This is a genomic window from Asticcacaulis sp. AC402 (assembly GCF_000495835.1).
Taxonomy (GTDB): domain Bacteria; phylum Pseudomonadota; class Alphaproteobacteria; order Caulobacterales; family Caulobacteraceae; genus Asticcacaulis.
In genome coordinates, this window is sequence record NZ_AWGC01000014.1 from 126739 (window position 1) to 149298 (window position 22560).

Sequence of the window (22560 nt, forward strand, 5' to 3'; positions counted from 1 at the left end):
TGGTTTCGAGACCCGGAGCGGAGCGTACCGTGCTCAAGGCGCGAAGCGTTAGCACACCAGAGCTTAGTACGTGAGCACCGGAAACGCAGAAACTGGCACTTCGCAGGCCAGCCGAACGCATTTTAGTACGCTTCCGAGAAAATGTCTCCATCGCCGCTAAACCAGGCGCGTTTCATGCCTTGGGAGCGGAACGGCACGCTGACGTGACCCGCGGCGTTGACGGCGATGAGCCCGCCTTCACCGCCCATGCCGGCGATCTGGCCCAGGACGTCATTGGCAGCTTCGTCGAGGCCTTCGCCGGACCTATGGCGAAACGCCAGTTGTGCTGCGGCGTTGACGCGGATGAAGTACTCACCCTGACCGGTGCAGGAGACGGCGGTCTGCGGGTCAGCCCAGGTGCCGGCGCCGATCAACGGCGTGTCTCCGACCCGGCCAGGCAGCTTGCCGAACACACCTGCGGTCGAGGTCGCCGCCGCCAGTTCGCCGTGGGAATCGAGACAAACGCAACCGACGGTGCCGTGGTTCAGCGTGCCCGGCGGGTGGTTGGACTCAAAACGTCCAGCGCGGGTGAACCAGGTCTCGCCGCCGGGCAGGGGCGTCATGCCCTGGTCAGTCGCGAACTGAACGGCGCCATCCCCGGCCAGCATGACATGGGGCGTTTTTTCCAGAACAGCCCGGGCGACGAGGATCGGGTTCTGGAAGTTTTGCAAGACCGCAACGGCGCCACAGGCCTGGTCGGCGCCGCGCATCAGGCTCGCGTCCAGCTCGAATTGGCCAGCGGCGTTGGGCGAGGCACCACGGCCGGCAACATAGAGGCCGGAATCTTCCAGCGCCACAACGGCTTCGGTGACGACATCGAAGGCTCGGCCACCGGCGCGCAGGCTTTCACGAGCTTGGGTGGCGACTTCGCGCATATGGGCGATTTCGGTAGAGTAGTCTCGGCCCCGGCGCGCGCCGGCGCCGCCGTGAAGGGCAAGGGCGATCATGCGCGCCTCCGTTTTATCCGCAACCAGCTATGCGGCAAGCAACAGGAGGAAGCAAGCGCAAGTCAGACGGCGCGCAGCGATTTGACCAGGTTGAAGACCATGGTCTTGGCCTGTTCGTCGTGGCCTTCCTGGGACAGACCGTACAGGGTCTGCATGATCTCGTCGCTGACCGCCTCGACATGGGCCTGATTGACGACCTCATAGATGCCGGGTTGGACCTGCTCGCGGATCTCGTTGTCGTCGACCAGGGCTTCGGTGATTTTTTCGCCCTCACGCAGGCCGGTAAAGGTGATCTTGATGTCCTTGTCCGGACGCAGGCCGTAAAGTTTGATCATTCGGGTCGCCAGATCCATGATCTTGATCGGCGTGCCCATCTCCAGGATGTACAGGCCGGACTTATGGTCTGGCGTCTGGGCATTATACATGGCCGAGGTCAGGACCAGCTGGACCGCCTCGAAAATGGTCATGAAGTAACGCTCGACGTCCTTGTCAGTCAGGGTAATCGGGCCGCCGCGCTCAATCTGCGATTTAAACAAAGGCACGACCGACCCGGTCGAGCCCAGCACATTACCGAAACGGACGACGCAGGCCTGATGGGTATCGGAGATCTGGGTGCGGATCAGGTGTTCGGCCAGGCGCTTGGTGGCGCCCATCAGCGACGACGGCGCCACGGCCTTGTCCGAAGAGATCAGGACCAGTTGCTTGACGCCGGCAGCCTTGGCGGCGTCGATGACATATTGCGTCCCCAGAACGTTGGTCAGGACCGACTCGCACGGATTGAGCTCGACCATCGGCACGTGTTTCAGCGCGGCGGCATGGAAAATGACGTCGGGTCTGGCCTCGGCGACCACGGCGGCAAAGCGTTCCTTGCGCCGGATCGAACACAGGACCGGCCGGGCGGTGACCCCGGGAAAGTCGTTGCGGATGGCGCGGTCGATCTCATACAACGCCAGTTCAGAGTGATCGACCAGGGTGACGTGCCCAGCGCCCAGCGACAGGGCCTGCTTGCAGATTTCAGAACCGATCGAACCGCCGGCACCCGTGACGAGGATGCGCTTGCCGCTGTAAAAGGCTTTCAGGCCTTCGGTGTCGAGATAGACCTGGGGACGATGCAGCAGCACCTTGAACGACGCCGGATCAGACGGGTCGGGCAAGGGGAGAGGGTTGGATTTCTTGCCGAACAGCCGGGCCAGGAATCGCAAAAGCCGGTAATTGGAGAGACTCATGGAGATCCGGAGAGAAGGCTTGGCTTGATCGTTGGCTATTGAACCGGTTATGGGTCCATTATCAAGCCGTTATACTGGCCCAAGGGTAGATTCTTGCGGATGGTTTACGTTACGTCGATTTTTACAGCGGCGGGATGGGGAAGAATGGCGCAGGTTGCGGTTCTGTTTTTTGGCCGGATGGCAGACGTGGCGGGCGTGCGACAGATGTCACGTGAGGCTGATCGTTTGTACGCTTTGCGCGACGGAGTTCTGGCCGGTGCCGATGCAAAAGATGTTCGGATGAGTGTCAATCAAGTCCAGGTTTTCGCCGACCAAGACTTGCAAGATGGCGACGAGGTAGCGTTTTTTTCCGTCTTTTCTGGAGGTTAGGTGGTGATTCAACTTCTGGAAAAACCGCTCAATGCCGCCGCCGCCCATGCCGAGTTCCTGGTCGAACATGGCCATCACGGCGCTGTGGCCGCCTTTACCGGCGTGGTGCGCTCCGAGGCTCAGGAGGTCAACTACCTTTATCTCGACTGGTATCCCGGCATGACCGAGGCCTCGATCCGCGATATTGTTGATGCCGCCCAGGCGCGCTTCGACCTTTGCGCCGTAACTGTGCTGCACCGCTGTGGCCGGGTGGAAACGGGAGAGCCGGTGGTGTTTGTTGCTGCCGCGTCGGTGCACCGGCGGGCGGCGTTCGATGCTGTCGACTACATGATGGACCGGCTGAAGTCGGAGGCCGCCTTGTGGAAGCGCGAGGTCGGCGACGGTGTCAATCGCTGGGTCGAGCCGCGCGCCGACGATGCGGTCAGTCTGAAGAGGTGGTCATGAGCGATCTGTCGCATATCGACGCTGCCGGCCGCGCGCGCATGGTCGATGTTTCGGACAAGGCAGTGACCGCGCGGACTGCCCGGGCGGTGGGGCGGCTGGTTTGCGCTTCAGAAACGCTCGGCCAGGTACGTGAGGGCAAGACGCCGAAGGGGGCGGTGGTGTCGACGGCCGAGCTGGCCGGCGTGATGGCGGCCAAGAAAACCGCGGACCTGATCCCGCTGTGTCATCCGCTGGCGCTGAGCAAGGTCAAGGTCGAGATCGTCGAAGATTTGGACTTGCCCGGGTTTTCGATTACCGCTGAGGTCAAGACGACCGGGCAGACGGGAGTCGAAATGGAGGCACTGACGGCGGTCAGCGTCGCGGCCCTGACCCTCTATGACATGCTGAAGGCTGTCGATAAGACTATGCGGATAGAAGGTGTCGAAGTCGTCGCCAAGATCGGCGGCAAGGCGGATTTCGGCGCTGGTTAAGATTTTGGAACCACGGATGGATGTGGATCAACACGGATTTCCGGTTTGACCTGAACCAGCCGCGTATCGGCATCTATGTTTAAGACGCTCCACAGACTACACAGATTACACCAACCCGCGAAATTCTTGACACTCCTTCGGGTTGGCAAGCGCGCCAGCGTACGTTTCTGGTGCGCCCGAGCTTTTGCGAGGCGCCACGGGGGGCGCCTGGAGCGCAATCCGATAAAGTGTGCCGCACTTTTCGGTTAAATTGCGCGACAAAACAAAGAAACTTAGAGCGGGACTTGGATTCCATCAAAACTCATCCCGCTCTAGTCCGGCGTTTGAGCTAAAAAAATGCGAACACCAAGGGTCATTCTTTATGAGGCTTGGTGTTATACCTATCAACGAAAAGATTGACACATCGACAGTAGGCAGACCCCTCCGCCTCGACGCGCTTCGCCCTTTGGGCTCGCTTGCTCGGCACCTCCCCATTTGAAATGGGGAGGAGAAGAAACCATTGAACATATTCTTTTTTCTCCTCCCCATCCCTTTGTATGGACCGGGGACATGCCTGACAGGTGTTCGGAGACATACCTGACACATTAAGCTGACGATACAGGAGGGGTCCCCTTGCGGAAAGAATGTCAAAGTCAAAGTGGCTTGGTGTTAGATTCTTAATCCCTCTAATCTGTATCATCTGCAGATTTCTTTTGGGAAAATGCGGCGTCTCGGTTTTATCCGGATCGCCATAAAATCTGTGTTGATCGGTGTCCGTCGGCGGCTCGCAGCAAAAAGACCGCGAGGAATGGACGTCCCCGCGGTCTCTTTTTAAAAAAAGTCTTCGGTAATGGCTTACAATATAGGGTCACTCTTGCCCTGGCACGGGACGCCTGCAATCCCCTGTTCAAGGGGGGGAGATGTTAAAACATCTTTGCGCTGATCCCCAGCCACACCCGCCGACCTGGCTGGCCGTAGAAGCTGGCCGTTTCATAACGAGCGTCACCGGCGTTTTCGACTCGGCTATACAGGCGCACCCGATCGGTAAGGTCGAAGCTCAGGCGCAGGTCGACAAGATCGTAGCCTTCGAGCACGCGGCTGTTTGAGGCGTTGTCGAAACTGTCGCCGACATGGCGCAGACCGGCGCCCAGTGACAGGCGGTCGGTGACGCGGTAATCGACATCGATGCCGCCCGCTTGCTCTGGTGCGTGGGGCAAAGCCTTGCCCGTCTGTCCCGGCGAGTCATTGCGGGTATCGAGGAAGCTGTAGTCGCCACGGATCGTCCAGGCGCCGAAGCTGTAGTGGCCGGTCAACTCGACGCCGATAGCCTTCGAGCGATCGATACTGCCATAGCAACCATACATCTGATCCACGCGACAGTTGTCGTACTGGAAATTGATGAGATCGCGTACCGTGCGGGTAAAGGCAGTGACGCCGATGCGGCCGCTATCCGTGACATAGTCCGCCCCGGCGTCGATCGTGACGCCATTTTCCGGCATCAGCCCGGGCTGGCCGTAATCGCTGTACAACTGATACAGACTGGGAGCCTTTACCCCGGTCCCGGCGCTGGCGTGCAGGCGGAACGGCCCGACCGGCGCGCTGACCGAAGCCTGGACAATATTGAGGTTGCCGAAACTCGAACTGTCGTTGTGGCGTGCACTCAAAGCCAGCGTCGCAGACCCGACCTCCTGCATGACCTGCCCGTAGAGACCGTAGGTTGTCACCGAAACGCTCTGTGACGCGGGATTCGGATCCCACGGCGCCGGGCTGGCGAGGCGCATGGTATCGCGCTCGTACGAGACCCCGCCAAGCAGCCGCGTGCTATCGCTTAGCCGGTACAGGAGGTGATAGTTGGCCGACTGGATCTGGCCGAGGGCGATGAATTGCGAGCCATCGCTAAAATAGTCGTGACGGTTGGATTCGCTTTCGCTAATCGACAGGGTCTGTTCGCCGCTGTCGAAGCGATGCAGTAATGCGATGGCGCTGACACGGGTGCTTGTGCGGCCATATTCCTCGGTATCGGTGAACGCATACAGCGGTGCCGGGTAACCGTCATAGTCGTTGCGGCTGCGGCTGTAGGTGGTGAAGCCACGTACCGTAACATTGTCGGCGACGGCCAAGGCGCCTTTGGCGGACAGGCTGGTCTGGGTGAAGACGTCGGTTTCACGTCCACCGGCGAAGGTCGACACACCGTCGTCCTTCAGGGTCTGGCCGAACAGCCGCCAGGTGAAGCGGCCGGCCTTTCCGCCAGCGGCCGCGCGCGCCGAACCGCCATGTTCGAAGCCTTCCAGCGCAACCGTGCCCTCCAGAGGCGATCTCGTTTCGCGGGTCGTGATGCTGACCACCCCGCCCAGGGCGCCGGAGCCCCACAGGGTTGACAGCGGGCCGCGCAGGACTTCGATGCGGGCGGCGTCGTCGGTGGCGATCAGGCCAAGATTAGTACCGCCGCCAACCTGGGACGGGTCGTTGAGGCGGATACCGTCCAGCAGGTACAGGGTATGGTCGGCGCCGGCGCCGCGAATCGAGGCGCTGGCCGCTGAACCCGGGCCGCCGTTTCGGGTCAGGGTCAGGCTGGGCGTGCGAGTGAGCAGATCGGCGAGATAAACCGACTGATAGGTCTGGATATCGCGGTCGTCGAGTACTGCGACGGCCTGGCCGACCCGCGAGACGGGCAGGGCCTGCCGGGTGACCGTGACGACGACTTCCGTCATCGGTTCTGCGTGAGAAAACAGGGGAAAAGCTGCGGAGGCAGCGGTGAAGAGGAGGGTGCGCCTGATCATGTAAAGCGGTCTTTCGGTCAGAGACGAAAGCCGATGGACCACGGCGATGCGCGGCCCTTCGGCTGACATGGCATCGTCTCTCAAGGGGGCTCCCGAGCTGGTGCTGCACTTCCCGGCGGCACAAAGGACGACAGCCGCGGGCAGGTCTCCTGACTTGCGCCTCAAACGTTTCGCTGCACCTTCCCGGTTTGACCCAGTGGCATTGCAGAGAAACTCGGCGCTTACAGTTGCGGGCACAGTCCGGGATTTTCACCCGGTTCCCTATTCTCTCCCGCCATGGCGGGAGCACCTTCGGCACGTCGCCGCCTTAGACGGAAACCGTGGGCCGCGTCAAGCTCCGGCCGGTAAATCAGGGCGATCGTGCCACTGTGGCAACAAATTGCACTGGTATTGCGATGGGAACATGCTATCTCGCGTGCAAGCTAAACCGAAAGCCCAAGGTGCGTCTACGATGACTGGTGAGCAGGTCAACCCCATCCCCAACATCCTGACCATGATCCGGCTGGTGGCCGGGATCGTCATGTTCTGTCTGCTGGCGGGCTCCATGGGCGGTATCCCGTTCCTGAATGTCACGTCAGAAACGTTGTTTGCCTTGCAGCGCTGGGGTTTCTACACTTTCGTTATTGCCGCCTTTACCGATTTGTTCGACGGTATACTGGCGCGCAAGCTCCATGCCGAAAGCCAGTGGGGCGCCATTCTGGACCCTATCGCCGACAAGATTCTGGTCTGTGGCACGATATTGGGCCTGTTCACCATCAATACCGGCGATCCATATTTCGCCCTGCCGGCGGCCTTTATCCTGTTTCGTGAATTCGCCGTCAGCGCTCTTCGCGAAGCTGCCGCCGCCAAGGGCGTCAAGGTGCCGGTCAGTTTCCTCGGCAAGGCCAAAACCACGATACAACTCGTGGCTCTGGGTGCCATGCTGCTCGCGCAAAGCTGGTCAGCCTTCGATTTGCCGCCGGAATTTGCCGGCGGCGTTTTCGCTCTTGCCTACCTTCTGCTGTTGGCGGCCGTGATCGTATCGCTCTGGTCGGGATTTGCCTACTTCATTGCCGCACGGAAGGCGCTTTGATAGTTTTGTCGGGGCGTGCCGCCCGTCAGCGCGGTTTTTCGATGAATGGCTATGTCCTCAGGGCAACATTGCCAATTCGTAACGCAAGTTACGATGATTTAATTAGACCTTTGTAAGAAACTCGTAAAAGGTGCCCCAGCACGATTGGGTGCCGTTTGAAGTGGTATAATGTCCCTCGCTCTATCGACACTAATCTATGAGTGGCGGCGCTATATGGCCGCGGTCATTGCCCTTGCGGTCGCCGGACTGTTGGTCATGTCAATGGTCGGCATGTTCATGGGCATCGGCAAGAGCTTTACCGCAACGATCGACCGGTCCCCGGCCAATCTGATGATCCTTCCCACCGATGCCGAGGGCTTTGGCTCTACCCAGCCGCGGCGTAACATTCCGGTGCTGTATCAGCATCCAGAGGTGACGGAAGTTATGCCCTATTCGGTTAACTGGGCCTTCTGGTCAAACTTTCCGACTCCGGAACAGCCGTCCAAGAAGGATGGCGTCCAGGTTATTGTCGTCGATCCCATGGAAAATGCGGTGACCCTGCCGACGGACTTCCCGGAGAATGTTATCGTTGCCTTGCAGGAGCCCTACAGCGTCGTCGTCGATCGGACCAGCCTGGCCAAGCTTGGCGTCAAGGTCGGCGACAAGGCAACGCTGAACGGCAAAACGGTGACGGTGCGGGCAACCGTCGAAAACTATCCCAGCATGTTCAATGCCATGGTCTTTATGTCGCGCCAGACGGCCAAGCTGACCTATATCACAGATGAGGGCCCCCGTATCGGCACGATCCTTGTCAAGATATCTGACCCGGCGCGGGCAGAGCAGGTGGCCAAGGAACTGAATGTCATTGGCAAGGGGCAGTTCAAGGCCTGGACTCGTGAACAACTCTCCGAGCGCAATCAGGCCTTGATGTTCAAGGAAGCCTTTATCGTTATCCTGCTCGGCTTCATGCTGGTTGTCGGGGTCTTCATCGGCATCGTCATTACCTGGCAGACCCTGCAAGGCGCGATCCTTGCCAACATCAAAGAGTTCGCATCCCTGCGTGCCCTTGGCGTATCGATGGGCAGTCTTCGCCTTGTCATTATGGAACTCAGTTTTTGGGTTGGTGTGGCCGGCCTGGGCATGACGGCCATCCTGCTGGTCGGGGTCACCTACCTGGCCAAATTCTTCGCCTTGGGCATGTTTTACCCGCTGTGGTCGATCATCGCCGTCAGCGTCATGTTGCTCACCATCGCCGTCCTGTCGGGCCTGCTTTCGCTCGGCGTCCTGAAAAAGAGCCAGCCCGCGGATCTGTTACGATGAGCGCAAAATTAGCTTTGGACGCCAAGCAACTGACCAAAGGTTACAAGATCGGCAAGCAGCGCCAGGTGGTGTTGAAAAATGTCGATTTCACCGCCTGGCACGGTCAGGTTACCATGGTCATGGGGCCTTCGGGTTCGGGTAAGTCCACCTTGATCGCCGCCCTCTCGGGCCTGATGCAGCCCGATGAAGGTGAAGTTCTGGCCCTGGGTGAAAGCCTGTGGAAAAAGAAGCGCAGCAAGATTGACAAGTTTCGTCTTGACCATTGCGGTTTCATCTTTCAGGGGTTCAACCTGTTTCCCGCCCTGAGTGCGACGCAGCAGGTCGAGCAGGTGCTGAAATACTGCAACGTGCCCAAGGCAGACGTGCGTAAGCGTGCCGTAGCGGCGCTGGAGTCGGTCGGCCTGGGGCATCGGCTCAATCAGAAGCCAGCAGAACTGTCGGGCGGAGAAAAGCAACGGGTGGCCATCGCGCGCGCGCTGGCCAAGATGCCGCAACTGCTGTTTGCCGATGAACCCACGTCGGCGCTCGACTCGGTCAGCGGTCAGGTCGTTATCAAACTGCTGCATCAGGCTGCCAAGGAGCGGGGCGCCGCCGTTATTGTCGTGACCCACGACCCGCGCCTTGAAGCCTATGCCGACCGCGTCATTCACATGGAAGACGGGAAGATTCTGAGCGACACTATGATTTCGGAACCGCCCTCAATCGCCTGATATCGAAGAGAAACAAAGAAGCATCATGTCTCGCAAAACCGTTTCCGCTACAGCGCTTGCCGTTATTCTGACGGCCGCCGCCAGCTTCTCCCTCACGGCCTGCAACATGCCGGCGCCAGGCGGTAAGGCTGACCCCAAGGCCGAAGTCAAGGCGCCGCCCAGTCCCTATGCCGCCATTGCCAATGGCAAGGTCGATGTCGAGGGCGGCGTCATCGAAGTTGCCGCGCGCCGCGCCGGTATCGTCGAAGAGGTCCTGGTCCAGGAAGGTGATACGGTCACCAAGGGCCAGATACTGGCGCGCCAGGAAAACCGCGACAGTCTGCTGGCCGTCAACAGTGCCCGCGCTCAGGTCCGTCAGGCCGAAAGCCAACTGGCTCTGACCCAGGTCACTATCACCACGGCGCAACGCGAATATGACCGATTGGCCATGCTGGCGCCCTCCAACTTCGTGGCGCAGCAGAAACTCGACCAGGCGCGCGATGCGATCGCCACCGCCCAGGCGACCCTTGGGACGCAGCAGGCCGCGGTCGCCACGGCCCGCGCCCAACTGGCCCAGGCCGAGTACAATCTCGACCTGACCATTGTTCGTGCCCCGATGGACGGCAAGATTATCCGCCGCTATGCCAATCCAGGCGGCGGCGCCTCGACGCTCAACGTCTCCACTATGTTCGATCTCGAACCTGCCGTGCCGCACATCATCCGGTCGGAAATCGTCGAAAGCTCGATTCCGGATGTTTCGGTCGGCCAGGAGGTCGAGATCATCCCCGAAGCCGACCAGACCAAGACCTATATTGGCAAGGTGATCCGCATCGCGGCGACCTTCGGCGCGCGCAAACTGAAGTCGGACAGTGGCAACGAAGCCAGCGACGAAAGAGTCGTCGAGGTCGTTGTATCGGCAGACGGCACGCCCTTCCTGATCGGACAGCGCGTACTGGTCAAATACATGAAACCGGGCGAAAAGGCCGGGGTTAAGCGCGAAGCGCCCAAGCCCGCCGAACCGGCAAAGAAATAAGATGAAAAGCCGTCCTTCGGGGCGGCTTTTTTTCTGGTTCTTAACGCACCTGCGGTATTCAGAAGGGGTGAAGCCTCTTTCCACCCCCTTCGTGCCCGGTGCTGCTGTCCCCGCGGATCTCCCGGCGCGGCGCGGGGGCGCCAGCCTGGACGTCCTGCGTTTCCTGGCGGCGGCCTTTATTCTGCTGTTCCACTTTGGCCCGTCGGCGCCGGTCAATCTGCGCCTGGTCAGCCCGATCTTCGAACAGGGCTGGTTGGCCACGGACTTATTCCTGATGCTTTCGGGTTTCGTGCTGTCACGCGCCTATGGTGGCCGCCTGACCCAATCGCAGATGCGCCCGACCCACTTCTTCCTGAAACGCTTTGCCCGGCTGTGGCCGTCGCATCTCGTGGTGCTGCTGATCTTTGCCGTTTTTATCGTCACGGCGACCCTGCTAGGTTTCCCGCCTAACCACGGCGACCACTACGGTCTCAATGCCCTGTTTGCCCAGGCTTTCATGGTGCATGGCTGGGGCATTATCGGCACGCCGACCTGGAATATTCCGACTTGGACCCTGTCAGCCCTCCTGGTCTGTTACGGCCTGTTCGCGGTCTATGCCCGCTGGGTGCACCATCGATCCCTCATCGTGCTGGCCGGTATCGCGGCCGTCGTTCTGGCGGCGGCGCACGTCCTGTCCGAAACCTTGGCAAGCCATGCCTTCGCCGACCTGCCCCTGGCATGGGGGCTATTACGCGCCATTCCGTTGTTCATTCTCGGCAATCTGATCGAGCGCGCCACCGCCCGTTTACGCCTCAGCCAAGCCATGTTCTGGCCGCTGGCGACTGTGGCGCTCGCAGCGGCTTGCGGCCTGGCCTTGTTGCCGCGCCATCTTCTGAGCGACACGGTGATCCTGATGCTGCTGGGCACGGTCCTGGCCGTATCCGGTGGCGTAACATTCCGCGAATCCGTAGTGACGCAGCGCCTCGGCCGGGCCTCGTTTGCCCTGTTCCTAACCCACTCGCTGGTTGGCGCGGTTTGGTTCAGCCTGACGCCCAAAGTCGTGGCCATGCTGGGCCTGGGGCTGCCAGCGCAGTGGGCGCTTTGGGCCACGGCCCTTTTGGCGGCGATGATCACGGCCTTCTTGTTCGACGCCTTGGTCGACAAGCCGCTGAGCACTTGGGTATCGAAGTTTAGCTTCGTCCGCGGCGGAGTTTAATAATAGAACCGGCACTGAGCGATGAGAATGGCGTCGTGAAAAATTTCGTAGATCAGCCGATGCTCCTGGTCGATTCGACGCGACCAGTAACCTGACCATTCATGCTTCAGCGGTTCCGGTTGGGCTATACCTTCGAACGGTGATCGGCTTATGTCCTTGATCAGCGCGTTGATGCGTTTCAGCAACGCCTTATCGGTAGTCTGCCAGTAAAGATAATCTTCCCACGCGCGTTCGGAGAAGGTAACCTTCATTCTTCGATCAAATCGCGTTGAATACCGCGAGCCGCTCTCAGTTCGGCAATTGCCTCATCAAGACGTTGCGCATTCTTCGGGCTGGACCGCAGATACATGGTCTCCTGCCAGGACGAGAAATCCTCAAGCGACATGACGACGGCCGGTGCGCCGTTCTGACGGGTGATCAGAAGCGGCGCATGGTCCTCATTGACCTTGTCCAGTTGATTGGCCAGGTCGGCGCGGAAGGCTGAATAACTGATATGTCGCATAGGGCACCTATTGTACGGGTAGTTGTACAATGGTTCGCGGCGACCATCAAACCGCGTCCAGGCCGATATCGAAGTTCGGCGCCGAGTGGGTCAATGCTCCGACAGAAATCACATCCACGCCCGCCTCGGCAATGGCGCGCACCGTATCGAGATTGACCCCGCCCGAGGCTTCCAGGATGGTCTTGCCAGCCGCCAGCTTTACGGCTTCGGCGTACATATCCAGCGAGAAATTGTCGAGCAACAGCACGTCAGGTCCAAAAGGGAGTGCCTGTTTCAGTTGGGCGATCGAGTCGACTTCGATCTCAATCTTCATGGTGTGGCCGACCCCCGCCTTGGCGCGTTCCATGGCCTGAGCGACACCGCCGCAGATGGCAATGTGGTTGTCCTTGATCAGGATGGCGTCGTCCAGCCCGTAGCGGTGATTATGACCGCCGCCACACTTGACGGCGTGTTTCTGCAGGGCGCGCAACAGCGGCAGGGTCTTGCGCGTGCAGGCGATCTTGGTCTTCAGACCCTCGACCGTGGCGACATACTTCGAGGTCAGGGTGGAGACGCCTGACAGGTGGCACAGCAGGTTCAGCGCCACGCGCTCAGCGGCCAGGATGGCGCGCGCCTTGCCTTCGACGCGGGCAATGACGGCGCCTGGCTGGACATGACTGCCGTCGGGCAGCAGGATTTCGAAGCGCGCCTGCGGATCCATCAGCGACATGGCCAGGCGGGCGCAGTCAACACCGGCGGAGATGCCGTCTTCACGCGCCTTGAATTCGGCTTTGAAACGCGCATTGGGGGCGATGACGGCCTGGGCGGTGACGTCGCCGGCCAGGCCGAGATCCTCCCGCAAAGCGTCCTTGATTACGGGTTCGACAAGCAGGTCAGGCAGGCCGGTCAGATACATCAGGCGTATTCCCCTTGTGGTGCGCGGACATCAGTCCAGCTTGTAAATGTGCGTTTCGCTTCTGCCGAAGGCAATGGAAAATCGCTGCGATAATGAGAACCGCGACTCTCGTTGCGTTGCAAGGCCGAAACCACAATCAGACGTGCACTGACCAGGGCCAGGGCGCCCGGATAGCGGCTTTCCAGCGTTTCGATCAGCCTTAGCAGTTCCCCGAGACCCGCAGCGTCGCGGACCAGGCCGGCGTGCAGGCTCATGGCGTCGCGCAGGCGCTGAATGTCGGCGTTTGCAACCAGTGGTGGCACCTCTGGGATGATGGCATCCTTCGGATCGGGGTTGCGCAGTTCCTTTATTGCGGCCTCCCCAACTCTTTCACCGAAGGCCGCGGCTTCCAGCAGCGAGTTCGATGCCAGGCGGTTGGCGCCGTGAACGCCGGTCGAGGCACATTCCCCGGCGGCGTATAGCCCCTTCAAGGAGGTGTGGCCGGAGATGTCGGTGGCGATGCCGCCCATATGGTAATGGGCCGCCGGAGCGACGGGCAAGGGCATGGTACGCGGGTCGACGCCCTGCGCCATACACGAGGCAAACACCGTCGGGAACTCCTCCGGGAAGTGATCGCCGATGGCCTGACGGCAATCGAGAAAGGCGCCACGGCCCGACGCGTTCGCCTTATGCACGGCGCGGGCGACGATGTCGCGCGGCGCCAGTTCGCCATCGGGGTGATCCTCGAAGGCGAAACGTACACCGTCCTTGTCGACCAGGGTAGCGCCTTCGCCGCGCAGGGCCTCAGTGGCCAAGGGGGCCGGGTCGAGGCCGAATTTCAAACCCGTCGGGTGGAACTGGACGAATTCCGGATCGGCGATAACAGCGCCGGCCAGGGCGGCCATGGCCATGCCTTCGCCGCGCAGGTTGGCCGGGTTGGTTGTAACGGCGAACAGCCCGCCCGATCCGCCGCTGGCCATGATCACAGCCTGAGCAAACACATGGACGCGCCGTTCGCCGTGCTGCACCACGGCGCCGATCACATCTCCCTCGTGCGATGTGATCAGTCCGAGGGCAAAACTCGGTTCCCAGATTTCGATATGCGTAGCAGCCTGTGCGGCATTGACGACCGCCTCCAATATCGCCTTGCCGGCCAGGTCGCCGCCGACGCGGGCCACGCGGGCCAGGCCGTGGGCAGCCTCGCGGTTGAGGACGAAGTCGCCATTGGCCGCGTGGTCGAAAGGCGCGCCCATCTCGTTGAGCTTACGTACTGTCTCCGGACCCATATCCGTCAGCGTCTTGGCCGCCAGTTCGTCGACGATACCGGCGCCGGCGGCAATGGTGTCGCGGGCGTGAGCCTCGGGCGAATCCTGGTCCGACAGGGCCGCGGCGATCCCGCCCTGGGCCCAGGCCGAGGAACAGGCCACGCCCAGCGCCACGGGTGCCAGGACCAGGGTCTTGTGCGGAGCGGTGTTGAGCGCGACCGACAGACCGGCCAGACCAGCGCCGATGACCAGGGGACCGTTATGGATATAGATTTTCGCGGCCATGACAGGCCTCCTTCTGACTTTCCCTCTCCCCTCCCTGAGGGGAGAGGACGAGAGCCGAACGAAGTGACGGCGATCGGGTGAGGGGCCTTCCAAGAACGGCTGAACACCTGAATGTTCAGTATGCCCCTAACCCTAAACTCTCCCCGGCCTCGCCGGCAGGCAAAAGAACGGGGAGAGGGGATTAACTTATCATCTCGACATCGACGTGATGCCGGGCCTTGACCATGTCGTAGCGAGCCGGGACCTTGAGTGGCGGCATGTCGATCATGCGCTGCACCGCCTGTGCGGCGCGCGGGATCAGTTCGGGATCGACCGTCACCTCGAACTGGTGTTTGACCAGGCTGTCATAAATGCCTTGCAGCGTGATGCGCTTCATGTGCGGACACAGGTTGCAGGGCCGCAGGAATTCGACGCCCGGCGCATCGGCGGTGACATTATCCGCCATGGAGCATTCGGTGACCATGACCACCTGCTTTGGCTTGTTGCGCGTCACGTAGTCGCTCATGGCCGTGGTCGAACCGGTGAAGTCCGAGGCGGCGATCACCTCGGGCGGGCATTCCGGATGAGCCAGGACAATCGCATCCGGATAGGCCAGGCGCACCTGGGCGATATCGTCGGCATCGAAGCGCTCATGGACTTCGCAGGCGCCCGCCCAGGCGATGATCTTGATGTGGGTCTGGCGGGCGACATTTTTCGCCAGGAACTGGTCGGGGATCATGATGACCCGGTCGGTACCCCATTCCTTGGCGGCCCATTCCACCACCTGGACGGCATTGGCCGAGGTGCAGCAGATGTCGGTTTCAGCCTTCACATCGGCGGTGGTGTTGACATAGGTCACCACGGGCACGCCGGGATAGCGCTGCTTGATCAGGCGGACATCGGCGCCGGTGATGCTGGAGGCCAGCGAGCAGCCGGCACGCAGATCGGGGATCAGAACCGTCTTTTCGGGCGCCAGGATCTTCGAGGTTTCGGCCATGAAGTGGACCCCGCCCTGGACGATGATGGCGGCATCGGACTTGGCCGCTTCGCGCGCCAGGCCCAGGCTATCGCCGACATAGTCGCCGACGCCGTGGAAGATCTCCGGTGTCATGTAATTATGGGCCAGGACGACCGCGTTCTTTTCCTTTTTTAACCGGTTGATGGCTGCAATCAAAGGCGCCTGCAGCTGCCATTCCAACTCGGAGACCTTGCCGGCCAGACGGCCGCGGATGACCGCGGTTTCGGCTTCGACAGCCGGGGTGAACTCAAGGGGGAACCTGCGCTCAAGCGGAGGAGCGGTAGCGCCAAGAACATTATCGGGCATCGGCCTGGTCCTTTTCGACCCTTATGCTCATTTTCAGCATAAGGTAGCCTTAAAATAGCCAGAACGGAGCAGGATGCAATATGGCCGAGCAAATACCGTGATCACGAATTATGACAATTGGTGAAATCCGGCGAACCTACTTGATTCCTTACAGCCCTGTTCATATCTCGTTGCGGTGTATTTATAGGGAGAGTTATCATGGCTGATACTGTCGTTTCCACTGAGGTCGATCACGACAAGACCGTTGGCAAGGCGTTGTCGCAGGTTCTTGCCGACAGCTACACCCTTTATCTGAAGACCCATGGTTACCATTGGAATGTCCGCGGTTTGACCTTCCGCTCGCTGCACCTGCTGTTCATGGACCAGTACACCGAACAGTGGACGGCTCTGGATGAGATCGCCGAGCGTATCCTCGCCTTGGGCCAAGCCGCGCCGATGACCAATACCGCCTTTGCCAAACTGACCTCCGTCTCGGAAGGCGATCCTTCGAAGGCAGCCGAAGACATGGTCAGGGATCTGGCCGAAGGCCACAGGCAGGTAATCACGTCGCTGAAGGCGCTGGTCGCGGTATCTGAAAAGGCCGGCGACGGTCCGTCGCAGGACCTGGCCAATACGCGCCTGGCGGCTCATGAAAAGCACCTTTGGATGCTAAGTGCCACTCTGGGTTAAGGCGCAATACGGTAAAGTGAAAGCCACGTTCCGGAAAAAGTGCGCGGAAAAACAAATCCCGCTCTAACGCCGGTGAACGGGAATATTCCAGCGGGTTTTTCATCTGCCTCGCTGTGCAACAGCTGAACGGCAGACCAACCGGACGGGCGACGACACCGATGATCGAGCGCCTCGCGCCGCTTCTGGCGCTGGTCCTGTCACCCCGCGCCGCCATCCGCAAACTCTGGACATCGGCCACGCTCTCCGCCAAAAGGCGGCATGGTCTTCATCACGCCCCAGTTATCGGTTCCTGACGACGAACTGCACGAAAGCTTCGTGCGGGCGTCAGGGGCTGGCGGTCAGAATATCAACAAGGTCTCAACCGCTGTCGAGCTGCGCTTCTCGATCGTCAACAACTGGACCCTGCCTTACGACGTCAAGCAGCGCCTGATCCGGCTGGGTGGTCGCAGGGTCAACAGTCAGGGTGAACTGGTGCTGTTTATCCAGACTCACCGCACCCAGGATATGAACCGCAAGGCCGCTCTGGAACGCTTTGTCGAACTGGTCCAGAAGGCTGCCGAACCGCCGCCGCCGCCGCGCATCCGTACCAAGCCGACCAAGGGCTCGGTGCGCCGACGCCTCGCCGGAAAAGCAATACGCGCCGGCATCAAGGCCGGTCGCGCCACGCCGGGAGACGACGATGACGCCTGACATTCGCCGTTCGACCCTGAATGATCTTGACGGCATCACGACCATGTACCGGGCCGCAGCCGCGTCAGGCGGCCTTGCGCGCAAGCCTGAAGAGATTACGGCGACCTACGTCGCTGGCTTTCTGAACCAGGCAACCCAGACAGGCTTGAGTCTGCTGGTCATGGCTGACGGCCGGGTTGTCGGCGAGATCCATGGCTGGCCGATGCCCCAGTCGCAGTTCGCCCACGTCTTCGGCGACCTGACCATCGCCATTCATCCGCAGTTCCAGGGCCAGGGCTTAGGCCGGGCTCTGTTCGCGGCGCTGATCACCGAAATCGAAAGCGGTCTTAAGCATATTCGCCGGGTCGAGTTGGGCTGCCGTGCGAGCAACCTTCGCGCTCTCGCGTTGTACCACGGCCTGGGGTTTGTCGTCGAAGGGCGTCTGAAGAACCGGATCTATGACGAGGCCGGTTTCTACGAAGACGACCTCGTTATGGGACTTCTGGTGCGGTGACGCCAGAAGATGACGATGTGGTTAAAGGCTGATTTTTGAGCAATTCGCGGCGAACCCGTCCCCACACCAGGCTGTACAACAGGATTACGGTCGTCAGGCACGCGAAGCGAATATCGATCTGATACAGCAGGTCGACAGCGCGTGCCGCCAGGCCGACGGCGCTGGAAACGGCGCACAGGAGCCATACCCGGACCGCCAGCCGGAAGTGGCTTGGGTCACGGCGCTGTAGCCACAGCTGATAGAGATGTTCCTTGTGCGGCCGCATAACGTCCTTGCCCTGGCGCAGGCGGGTGATCAGTGTCAGGACCACATCGACGATCAGCGGCGCCAGGAGGAAACCGCCAAACCACACCGAGCCAATGCCGTAGGCCTTGACCACGAGGCTGGTACCGGTAATCAAAGCGCCTGCGAACAGGGCACCGGCATCACCCTGGAACGCCTTGCCCGTGAGATTGAAGGGCAGAAAGCCGAGATGGGCGCCGGCGGCGCACAGGCAGATCAGCAGTACCACGCCGAGATCGTTGCCCAGCGGCACCATGGGCGCCAGCAGAAGGATCAGGCCGGCCAGAACCACCAGGGCCAGGCTCTGTGTGCCGGATGCCAGGCCGTTGGCGCCGTCCATGAAGTTGATGGTGTTGATGCCCAGCACCAGCCACAGGGTACAGCCCAGCGTGCTGATGACGGGGTGAAGTGTTACAGTCATACCAGGGCCGAAGGTCAGGGTATCGACGTGGAACAGCCAGGCAAACAGCAGGCACAGACCGATCTGAAAACCGAGACGCAGCTTAGGTGGAAGGTCGATCAGGTCATCCAGCGCACCCGACAGGCCCATCAGGCTGGCGAACCCGAACAGGAGGGCACCATTGAACCATCCCCCGGGGATCATGTTGCCGAATAACCCTAGTGCTATGGCCGTAACCAGGCCGCAGGCGGCCATGATGGCCAGGCCGCCACTGGTCGGCGTGGGGGTGGTGTGGGCGCCGCGTTCGCGCGGCCGGTCGACGGGGCCGCCCCAAAGCACCAGAAGACTGAACAGGACCGCCGCAACGGCGGAACCTGCCAGTCCAAGCAGGACAAGGGCAGGCGAGATCAGCCAGGAATGCGACGAAATGCTCATATAGTGGAAGTCTTGCCCGGTTTTGTCTCTCGGGACAAGACCCGGCGTTTGGCTTATACCAAGCCCCATAAAGAAAGACGCTTGGTATTCGCTTTTTTCAGATCAAACGCCGCCGAAAGGGCGGTCCCGATGGCGCCTCGCAAAAGCTCTGGTGCCAACCCGCGATGAATCAAGGTCATCGAGGGTTGCTATCAAAAGGCAAAACGCACGTACAAAGTAAAGTCTTCGCCGTCAGGCGCTTATTTCAGGCTGGCACAGAAGCGTTGGATGCGCGAGCAGGCTTCGGTCAGTACGACCTCCGACGTCGCATAAGAGATACGGAAGAAAGGCGATAAACCAAAGGCGGCGCCATGAACCACGGCCACCTCTTCTTGCTGCAGCAACTCGCCGGCGAAGTCTTCGTCCGACGTGATAATCTTGCCCGATAGTGTTTGTTTGCCGATACAACCGGCCACAGACGGATAGACGTAGAAGGCGCCTTCCGGAGTCGGGCAGTGGATCCCCTTGGCGCCGTTCAGCATGGCCACGACCAGGTCGCGGCGCTTCTGGAAAATGGCGCTGCGCTGCGGGATAAAGTCCTGAGGCCCGTTCAGCGCCTCGACAGCGGCCCACTGCGCGATTGAGCACGGATTGGAGGTCGACTGCGAAATGATCTTCGACATGGCCTTGATTAGCGGCTCAGGCCCGGCGCAGTAGCCGATGCGCCATCCGGTCATAGAATAGGCCTTCGACACGCCGTTCATGGTCAGGGTACGCTCATACAGTTCCGGCACGACCTGGGCGATGGTGGCGTATTCGAATCCGTCGAACAGGATGTGTTCGTACATGTCGTCGGTCAGGATCCACACCTGCGGATGGCGCTTCAGTACCTCGCCCAGGGCGCGCAGTTCGTCCGCGGTATAAACCGCGCCAGAGGGATTAGAAGGCGAGTTGAGGATCACCCATTTGGTCTTCGGCGTAATCGCCGCTTCCAGGGTTTCGGGCTTCAGCTTGAAGCCGGTCTCCATCTCGCCGATGGCGAAAACGGGGGTGCCGCCAGCCAGCAGCACCATGTCGGGGTAGCTGACCCAGTAAGGGGCGGGGACGATGACTTCGTCGCCAGGATTTAGCGATGCCATCATGGCGTTGTAGATCACGGGCTTGCCGCCCGGGGAAACCGATACCTGGGTCGTCTTGTACTCCAGGCCGTTTTCACGCCTGAATTTGTCGACAATGGCCAACTTCAGCTCCGGGATGCCATCGACGTCGGTATAACGGGTTTCCCCACGCTTTATCGCCTTTATGGCGGCATCACAGATGTTTTCCGGTGTGTCAAAATCGGGTTCCCCGGCCGACAGGCTGATGACCTTCTTGCCCTGGCGAACCAGTTCTCGCGCCTTGGCTGAAACGGCCAGGGTGGGCGAGGGCTTTACCCGTTTAAGGGTCTCGGATTCGGAAAACACGGCCATGACGGGTCCTCTGGGATCGATAGCTGGGGCGGAAAAATGCAGCCCCTTCTTTACCCGGTGGCGCTCGTTTGTCCATGGTTCATAGTGCATACGAGTCAAATTCTCTTGCGTAGATAGAAGACTTGTCTGAAGTGTATCCTTCAGGCCATAATGGTGTGCGATGCACAATAAACTACACCAAATCTGGGAAAAGGTTTCAGACTTTCTTCTCAATCTCGATGCCAAAATGATCCGCGCCGTGTGGGTCAGCCTGCTGCTGCTGGCTCTGGTCGTCGGCGTGATCCTGATTGGCCGGTCACCGTGGGGCCAGGAGATGATGTCCGGCCTCGAGCACTGGATGGCGCAATATGCGCGTTCTCCGCTGGCCATCGTTATCGTGACTGTCGTCTTCTGTGTCTCCGGTCTGGTCGGCGCGCCGCAATTTGTCCTGATCGCCGCCAGCGTTGTCGCGTTCGGACCGGTCTGGGGCGGATTCTACAGCTGGTTCGCCACCCAGGTGGCGGCGGCAATGCAGTTCTATATCGGACGGTTCGCTGGTTCCGGGCTGCTGCAAAAACTGGGCGGCGACCGGCTCAACAAGCTCTCGACCTATGTCGGCAACAACGCCTTTTCTGCCTCCTTCATTGTGCGCAACATCCCGACGGCGCCGCCGATCGTGGTCAATATGGCCTTCGGCGCCTCCCACGCATCCTTCTGGGGCTTCACCGCAGGCTGCGCTCTGGGCAGCCTGCCCAAGATCATTCTGGTCGCCCTCATGGGCGGGTCACTCAGCGCCTTTACTGGCGAGGGACAGTGGAAACTGGCCTTGTCCATGGCAGCCCTCGCAGCGGTCTGGCTGGCCTTGATGCTGCTGGCCCGGACCCTGTACATGCGGGCCAAGAACAAGGGCTGAAACGGCCCTTGCACAGACGATGACAATAATACGTGATCACGTGCTGTCACGGGTATGATTAGTGAGAGAATACAAATGATTAACCAATTCTTCCGGGGGGTGAATACAACTTTTTCTTTGCAAGCCTGACAACCCTCTTGAAATTGGGTCCCATTAAGGGCAATTGAAGCCATTCCGGCAGCTCTGACCTGTTGATTCAAGGCGTAATCCTTGGCGTGGCAGGTGGTGTATCCGGGCATCCCAAGCATCGATTACAGACGCCAAAAAGACGCGTCCCAAGGCAGTTTCCTCCATGTTCAAGTCCTTCTTCGGCGGATTTTCCAATGACATCGCCATCGATCTCGGTACGGCCAATACCCTGATCTACATGAAGGGCCGGGGCATTGTCCTCAACGAGCCGTCCGTGGTTGCGCTGCGCAATGTCGGCGGCCGCAAGATCGTCCACGCCGTGGGTATCGAGGCCAAGCAGATGCTGGGCCGCACGCCTGGCCACATGGAGGCCATCCGGCCGATGAAGGACGGCGTCATCGCCGACTTCGAAGTGGCTGAGGAAATGATCAAGCACTTCATCCGCAAGGTTCACAACCGTCAGGGCTTTGTGAACCCCAAGGTCATCGTGTGCGTGCCTTCGGGCGCCACCGCTGTTGAACGCCGTGCCATCAACGACAGCTGCCTCAATGCCTCGGCACGCCGCGTCGGCCTGCTGGACGAACCCATGGCAGCGGCCATCGGCGCTGGCCTTCCGATCCACGAGCCGACCGGTTCGATGGTCGTCGATATCGGCGGCGGCACCACCGAAGTCGCCGTGCTGTCGCTGTCGGGTATCGTCTATTCCAAGTCGGTTCGCGTCGGCGGCGACAAGATGGACGAAGCCATCACCAACTTCATGCGCCGCAACCACAACCTGCTGATCGGTGAAACTACCGCCGAACGCATCAAGAAGGACATTGGCACTGCCCGCGTCCCCCACGACGGCGAAGGTATGGCCATCGACGTCAAGGGCCGCGACCTGATGCAGGGCGTGCCGCGCGAAGTCCGCATGTCGGAACGGCAGGCAGCCGAAGCCCTGGCCGAACCGGTTGCCCAGATCATTGATGCCGTCAAGGTGGCGCTGGAAGCGACTCCGCCGGAGTTGGCGGCCGACATTGCCGACAAGGGCATCATGCTGACCGGCGGCGGTGCCTTGCTGCGCGGCCTGGATATCGAAATCCGCGACCAGACCGGATTGCCGGTGTCGGTTGCCGAAGACCCGCTGAGCTGCGTCGCCATCGGCTGCGGCCGGGTGCTCGAACATCCCCGGTGGATGAAGGGCATTCTTGACGCCACGATGTCCTAGCCTCATGCCTGAAAGTGGCTCCACCGCACGGGCGGCCGCATTTTGGGATAAACATGAGGCGTCAGAAAAACTAGGGCAAAGTGACATTCAATCTTCAACCACTTTGACCTAGAATCGGCGTAGACTGAAAGCGACCGACGGCGG

General features: G+C 60.6%; 23 protein-coding genes and 1 riboswitch. Of the genes, 13 read left to right on the forward strand and 10 right to left on the reverse strand.

The features are described 5' to 3' along the window. Positions 1–122 precede the first annotated feature (122 nt). A complete protein-coding gene (locus ABAC402_RS29140) occupies positions 123–986 on the reverse strand; it encodes an isoaspartyl peptidase/L-asparaginase family protein (protein ID WP_023449273.1) in 864 nt (287 codons plus the stop codon). A 62-nt stretch (positions 987–1048) separates the two neighbouring features. Further along, entirely contained in the window at positions 1049–2212 is a 1164-nt protein-coding gene (locus tag ABAC402_RS29145) for an SDR family NAD(P)-dependent oxidoreductase (RefSeq protein WP_023449274.1), read from the reverse strand. Positions 2213–2356: 144 nt separating this feature from the next. Between ABAC402_RS29145 and ABAC402_RS29150 the strand changes: the two genes are divergently transcribed. From ABAC402_RS29150 to moaC, 3 genes are read left to right on the forward strand one after another with little or no spacing between them, the layout of a single operon-like run. After that, entirely contained in the window at positions 2357–2581 is a 225-nt protein-coding gene (locus ABAC402_RS29150) for a MoaD/ThiS family protein (RefSeq protein ID WP_023449275.1), read from the forward strand. Beyond that, entirely contained in the window at positions 2582–3025 is a 444-nt protein-coding gene (locus ABAC402_RS29155) for a molybdenum cofactor biosynthesis protein MoaE (protein WP_023449276.1), read from the forward strand. It begins immediately after the preceding gene. Continuing rightward, a complete protein-coding gene (gene moaC / locus ABAC402_RS29160) occupies positions 3022–3495 on the forward strand; it encodes a cyclic pyranopterin monophosphate synthase MoaC (protein WP_023449277.1) in 474 nt (157 codons plus the stop codon). The genes ABAC402_RS29155 and moaC overlap by 4 nt, the downstream gene beginning before the upstream one ends. 902 nt (positions 3496–4397) lie before the next feature. On the opposite strand, the gene ABAC402_RS29165 is transcribed toward moaC, so the two are convergent. Next, on the reverse strand, positions 4398–6323 hold the full coding sequence (locus ABAC402_RS29165; RefSeq protein ID WP_023449278.1) for a TonB-dependent receptor domain-containing protein: 1926 nt from the start codon (positions 6321–6323) through the stop codon (positions 4398–4400). Positions 6324–6375: 52 nt separating this feature from the next. Then, a riboswitch (cobalamin riboswitch) is annotated at positions 6376–6562 on the reverse strand. A gap of 143 nt (positions 6563–6705) precedes the next feature. Between ABAC402_RS29165 and pgsA the strand changes: the two genes are divergently transcribed. The 5 genes from pgsA to ABAC402_RS29190 all read left to right on the forward strand — a co-directional run bounded on the left by pgsA (position 6706) and on the right by ABAC402_RS29190 (position 11542). Continuing rightward, positions 6706–7326, forward strand: a complete 621-nt coding sequence (gene pgsA / locus ABAC402_RS29170) for a CDP-diacylglycerol--glycerol-3-phosphate 3-phosphatidyltransferase (RefSeq protein ID WP_023449279.1) — start codon at positions 6706–6708, stop codon at positions 7324–7326. Between the two features lie 168 nt (positions 7327–7494). Further along, on the forward strand, positions 7495–8625 hold the full coding sequence (locus ABAC402_RS29175) for an ABC transporter permease (RefSeq protein WP_023449280.1): 1131 nt from the start codon (positions 7495–7497) through the stop codon (positions 8623–8625). Continuing rightward, a complete protein-coding gene (locus tag ABAC402_RS29180; protein ID WP_023449281.1) occupies positions 8622–9335 on the forward strand; it encodes an ABC transporter ATP-binding protein in 714 nt (237 codons plus the stop codon). Before ABAC402_RS29175 ends, ABAC402_RS29180 begins: the two co-directional genes overlap by 4 nt. A 25-nt stretch (positions 9336–9360) precedes the next feature. Next, positions 9361–10347, forward strand: a complete 987-nt coding sequence (locus ABAC402_RS29185; protein ID WP_023449282.1) for an HlyD family secretion protein — start codon at positions 9361–9363, stop codon at positions 10345–10347. A gap of 67 nt (positions 10348–10414) precedes the next feature. Beyond that, positions 10415–11542, forward strand: coding sequence for an acyltransferase (locus tag ABAC402_RS29190; RefSeq protein ID WP_031235502.1), 1128 nt, complete (start codon positions 10415–10417; stop codon positions 11540–11542). Here the strand turns inward: ABAC402_RS29190 and ABAC402_RS29195 are convergent. The 5 genes from ABAC402_RS29195 to nadA form a co-directional block, all read right to left on the reverse strand. Continuing rightward, complete coding sequence (locus ABAC402_RS29195) at positions 11539–11793, reverse strand: Txe/YoeB family addiction module toxin (protein ID WP_023449284.1); 255 nt, start codon at positions 11791–11793, stop codon at positions 11539–11541. The genes ABAC402_RS29190 and ABAC402_RS29195 overlap by 4 nt on opposite strands. After that, positions 11790–12044: a type II toxin-antitoxin system Phd/YefM family antitoxin gene (locus tag ABAC402_RS29200; RefSeq protein ID WP_023449285.1), complete on the reverse strand. Its 255-nt coding sequence runs from the start codon at positions 12042–12044 to the stop codon at positions 11790–11792. Before ABAC402_RS29200 ends, ABAC402_RS29195 begins: the two co-directional genes overlap by 4 nt. A gap of 46 nt (positions 12045–12090) precedes the next feature. After that, positions 12091–12939, reverse strand: coding sequence for a carboxylating nicotinate-nucleotide diphosphorylase (nadC, locus tag ABAC402_RS29205; protein ID WP_023449286.1), 849 nt, complete (start codon positions 12937–12939; stop codon positions 12091–12093). Further along, positions 12939–14468 carry an L-aspartate oxidase gene (locus tag ABAC402_RS29210; protein WP_023449287.1) on the reverse strand — a complete coding sequence of 510 codons (1530 nt, stop codon included), beginning with the start codon at positions 14466–14468 and terminating at the stop codon, positions 12939–12941. The genes nadC and ABAC402_RS29210 overlap by 1 nt, the downstream gene beginning before the upstream one ends. A gap of 181 nt (positions 14469–14649) precedes the next feature. Beyond that, entirely contained in the window at positions 14650–15771 is a 1122-nt protein-coding gene (gene nadA, locus ABAC402_RS29215) for a quinolinate synthase NadA (RefSeq protein WP_023449288.1), read from the reverse strand. A 198-nt stretch (positions 15772–15969) separates the two neighbouring features. On the opposite strand from nadA, the gene ABAC402_RS29220 reads away from it, so the two are divergent. The 3 genes from ABAC402_RS29220 (at position 15970) to ABAC402_RS29230 (ending at position 17623) form a co-directional block, all read left to right on the forward strand. Beyond that, a complete protein-coding gene (locus ABAC402_RS29220; RefSeq protein WP_023449289.1) occupies positions 15970–16440 on the forward strand; it encodes a Dps family protein in 471 nt (156 codons plus the stop codon). Between the two features lie 258 nt (positions 16441–16698). Next, positions 16699–17130, forward strand: coding sequence for an alternative ribosome rescue aminoacyl-tRNA hydrolase ArfB (arfB, locus tag ABAC402_RS29225; protein WP_023449290.1), 432 nt, complete (start codon positions 16699–16701; stop codon positions 17128–17130). Continuing rightward, positions 17120–17623 carry a GNAT family N-acetyltransferase gene (locus tag ABAC402_RS29230; protein WP_023449291.1) on the forward strand — a complete coding sequence of 168 codons (504 nt, stop codon included), beginning with the start codon at positions 17120–17122 and terminating at the stop codon, positions 17621–17623. Before arfB ends, ABAC402_RS29230 begins: the two co-directional genes overlap by 11 nt. On the opposite strand, the gene ABAC402_RS29235 is transcribed toward ABAC402_RS29230, so the two are convergent. Both ABAC402_RS29235 and ABAC402_RS29240 read right to left on the reverse strand, forming a co-directional pair. Next, positions 17601–18740, reverse strand: coding sequence for a glycosyltransferase family 4 protein (locus tag ABAC402_RS29235; protein ID WP_023449292.1), 1140 nt, complete (start codon positions 18738–18740; stop codon positions 17601–17603). The genes ABAC402_RS29230 and ABAC402_RS29235 overlap by 23 nt on opposite strands. Before the next feature lie 239 nt (positions 18741–18979). Continuing rightward, positions 18980–20188, reverse strand: coding sequence for a pyridoxal phosphate-dependent aminotransferase (locus ABAC402_RS29240; protein WP_023449293.1), 1209 nt, complete (start codon positions 20186–20188; stop codon positions 18980–18982). Positions 20189–20348: 160 nt separating this feature from the next. Between ABAC402_RS29240 and ABAC402_RS29245 the strand changes: the two genes are divergently transcribed. Together ABAC402_RS29245 and ABAC402_RS29250 are read left to right on the forward strand one after the other, a co-directional pair. Further along, complete coding sequence (locus ABAC402_RS29245) at positions 20349–21080, forward strand: TVP38/TMEM64 family protein (protein WP_023449294.1); 732 nt, start codon at positions 20349–20351, stop codon at positions 21078–21080. A gap of 292 nt (positions 21081–21372) precedes the next feature. Then, positions 21373–22416, forward strand: a complete 1044-nt coding sequence (locus tag ABAC402_RS29250; protein WP_023449295.1) for a rod shape-determining protein — start codon at positions 21373–21375, stop codon at positions 22414–22416. Positions 22417–22560 lie beyond the last annotated feature (144 nt).

Bases quoted from the DNA above. Each gene is read 5' to 3' on its own strand.
- ABAC402_RS29140 (WP_023449273.1), bottom strand. From the start codon at position 986: ATGATCGCCCTTGCCCTTCACGGCGGCGCCGGCGCGCGCCGGGGCCGA.
- ABAC402_RS29145 (WP_023449274.1), bottom strand. From the start codon at position 2,212: ATGAGTCTCTCCAATTACCGGCTTTTGCGATTCCTGGCCCGGCTGTTC.
- ABAC402_RS29150 (WP_023449275.1), top strand. From the start codon at position 2,357: ATGGCGCAGGTTGCGGTTCTGTTTTTTGGCCGGATGGCAGACGTGGCG.
- moaC (WP_023449277.1), top strand. From the start codon at position 3,022: ATGAGCGATCTGTCGCATATCGACGCTGCCGGCCGCGCGCGCATGGTC.
- ABAC402_RS29165 (WP_023449278.1), bottom strand. From the start codon at position 6,323: ATGTCAGCCGAAGGGCCGCGCATCGCCGTGGTCCATCGGCTTTCGTCT.
- pgsA (WP_023449279.1), top strand. From the start codon at position 6,706: ATGACTGGTGAGCAGGTCAACCCCATCCCCAACATCCTGACCATGATC.
- ABAC402_RS29175 (WP_023449280.1), top strand. From the start codon at position 7,495: ATGTCCCTCGCTCTATCGACACTAATCTATGAGTGGCGGCGCTATATG.
- ABAC402_RS29180 (WP_023449281.1), top strand. From the start codon at position 8,622: ATGAGCGCAAAATTAGCTTTGGACGCCAAGCAACTGACCAAAGGTTAC.
- ABAC402_RS29185 (WP_023449282.1), top strand. From the start codon at position 9,361: ATGTCTCGCAAAACCGTTTCCGCTACAGCGCTTGCCGTTATTCTGACG.
- ABAC402_RS29195 (WP_023449284.1), bottom strand. From the start codon at position 11,793: ATGAAGGTTACCTTCTCCGAACGCGCGTGGGAAGATTATCTTTACTGG.
- ABAC402_RS29200 (WP_023449285.1), bottom strand. From the start codon at position 12,044: ATGCGACATATCAGTTATTCAGCCTTCCGCGCCGACCTGGCCAATCAA.
- nadC (WP_023449286.1), bottom strand. From the start codon at position 12,939: ATGTATCTGACCGGCCTGCCTGACCTGCTTGTCGAACCCGTAATCAAG.
- ABAC402_RS29210 (WP_023449287.1), bottom strand. From the start codon at position 14,468: ATGGCCGCGAAAATCTATATCCATAACGGTCCCCTGGTCATCGGCGCT.
- nadA (WP_023449288.1), bottom strand. From the start codon at position 15,771: ATGCCCGATAATGTTCTTGGCGCTACCGCTCCTCCGCTTGAGCGCAGG.
- ABAC402_RS29220 (WP_023449289.1), top strand. From the start codon at position 15,970: ATGGCTGATACTGTCGTTTCCACTGAGGTCGATCACGACAAGACCGTT.
- arfB (WP_023449290.1), top strand. From the start codon at position 16,699: ATGGTCTTCATCACGCCCCAGTTATCGGTTCCTGACGACGAACTGCAC.
- ABAC402_RS29230 (WP_023449291.1), top strand. From the start codon at position 17,120: ATGACGCCTGACATTCGCCGTTCGACCCTGAATGATCTTGACGGCATC.
- ABAC402_RS29235 (WP_023449292.1), bottom strand. From the start codon at position 18,740: ATGAGCATTTCGTCGCATTCCTGGCTGATCTCGCCTGCCCTTGTCCTG.
- ABAC402_RS29240 (WP_023449293.1), bottom strand. From the start codon at position 20,188: ATGGCCGTGTTTTCCGAATCCGAGACCCTTAAACGGGTAAAGCCCTCG.
- ABAC402_RS29245 (WP_023449294.1), top strand. From the start codon at position 20,349: ATGCACAATAAACTACACCAAATCTGGGAAAAGGTTTCAGACTTTCTT.
- ABAC402_RS29250 (WP_023449295.1), top strand. From the start codon at position 21,373: ATGTTCAAGTCCTTCTTCGGCGGATTTTCCAATGACATCGCCATCGAT.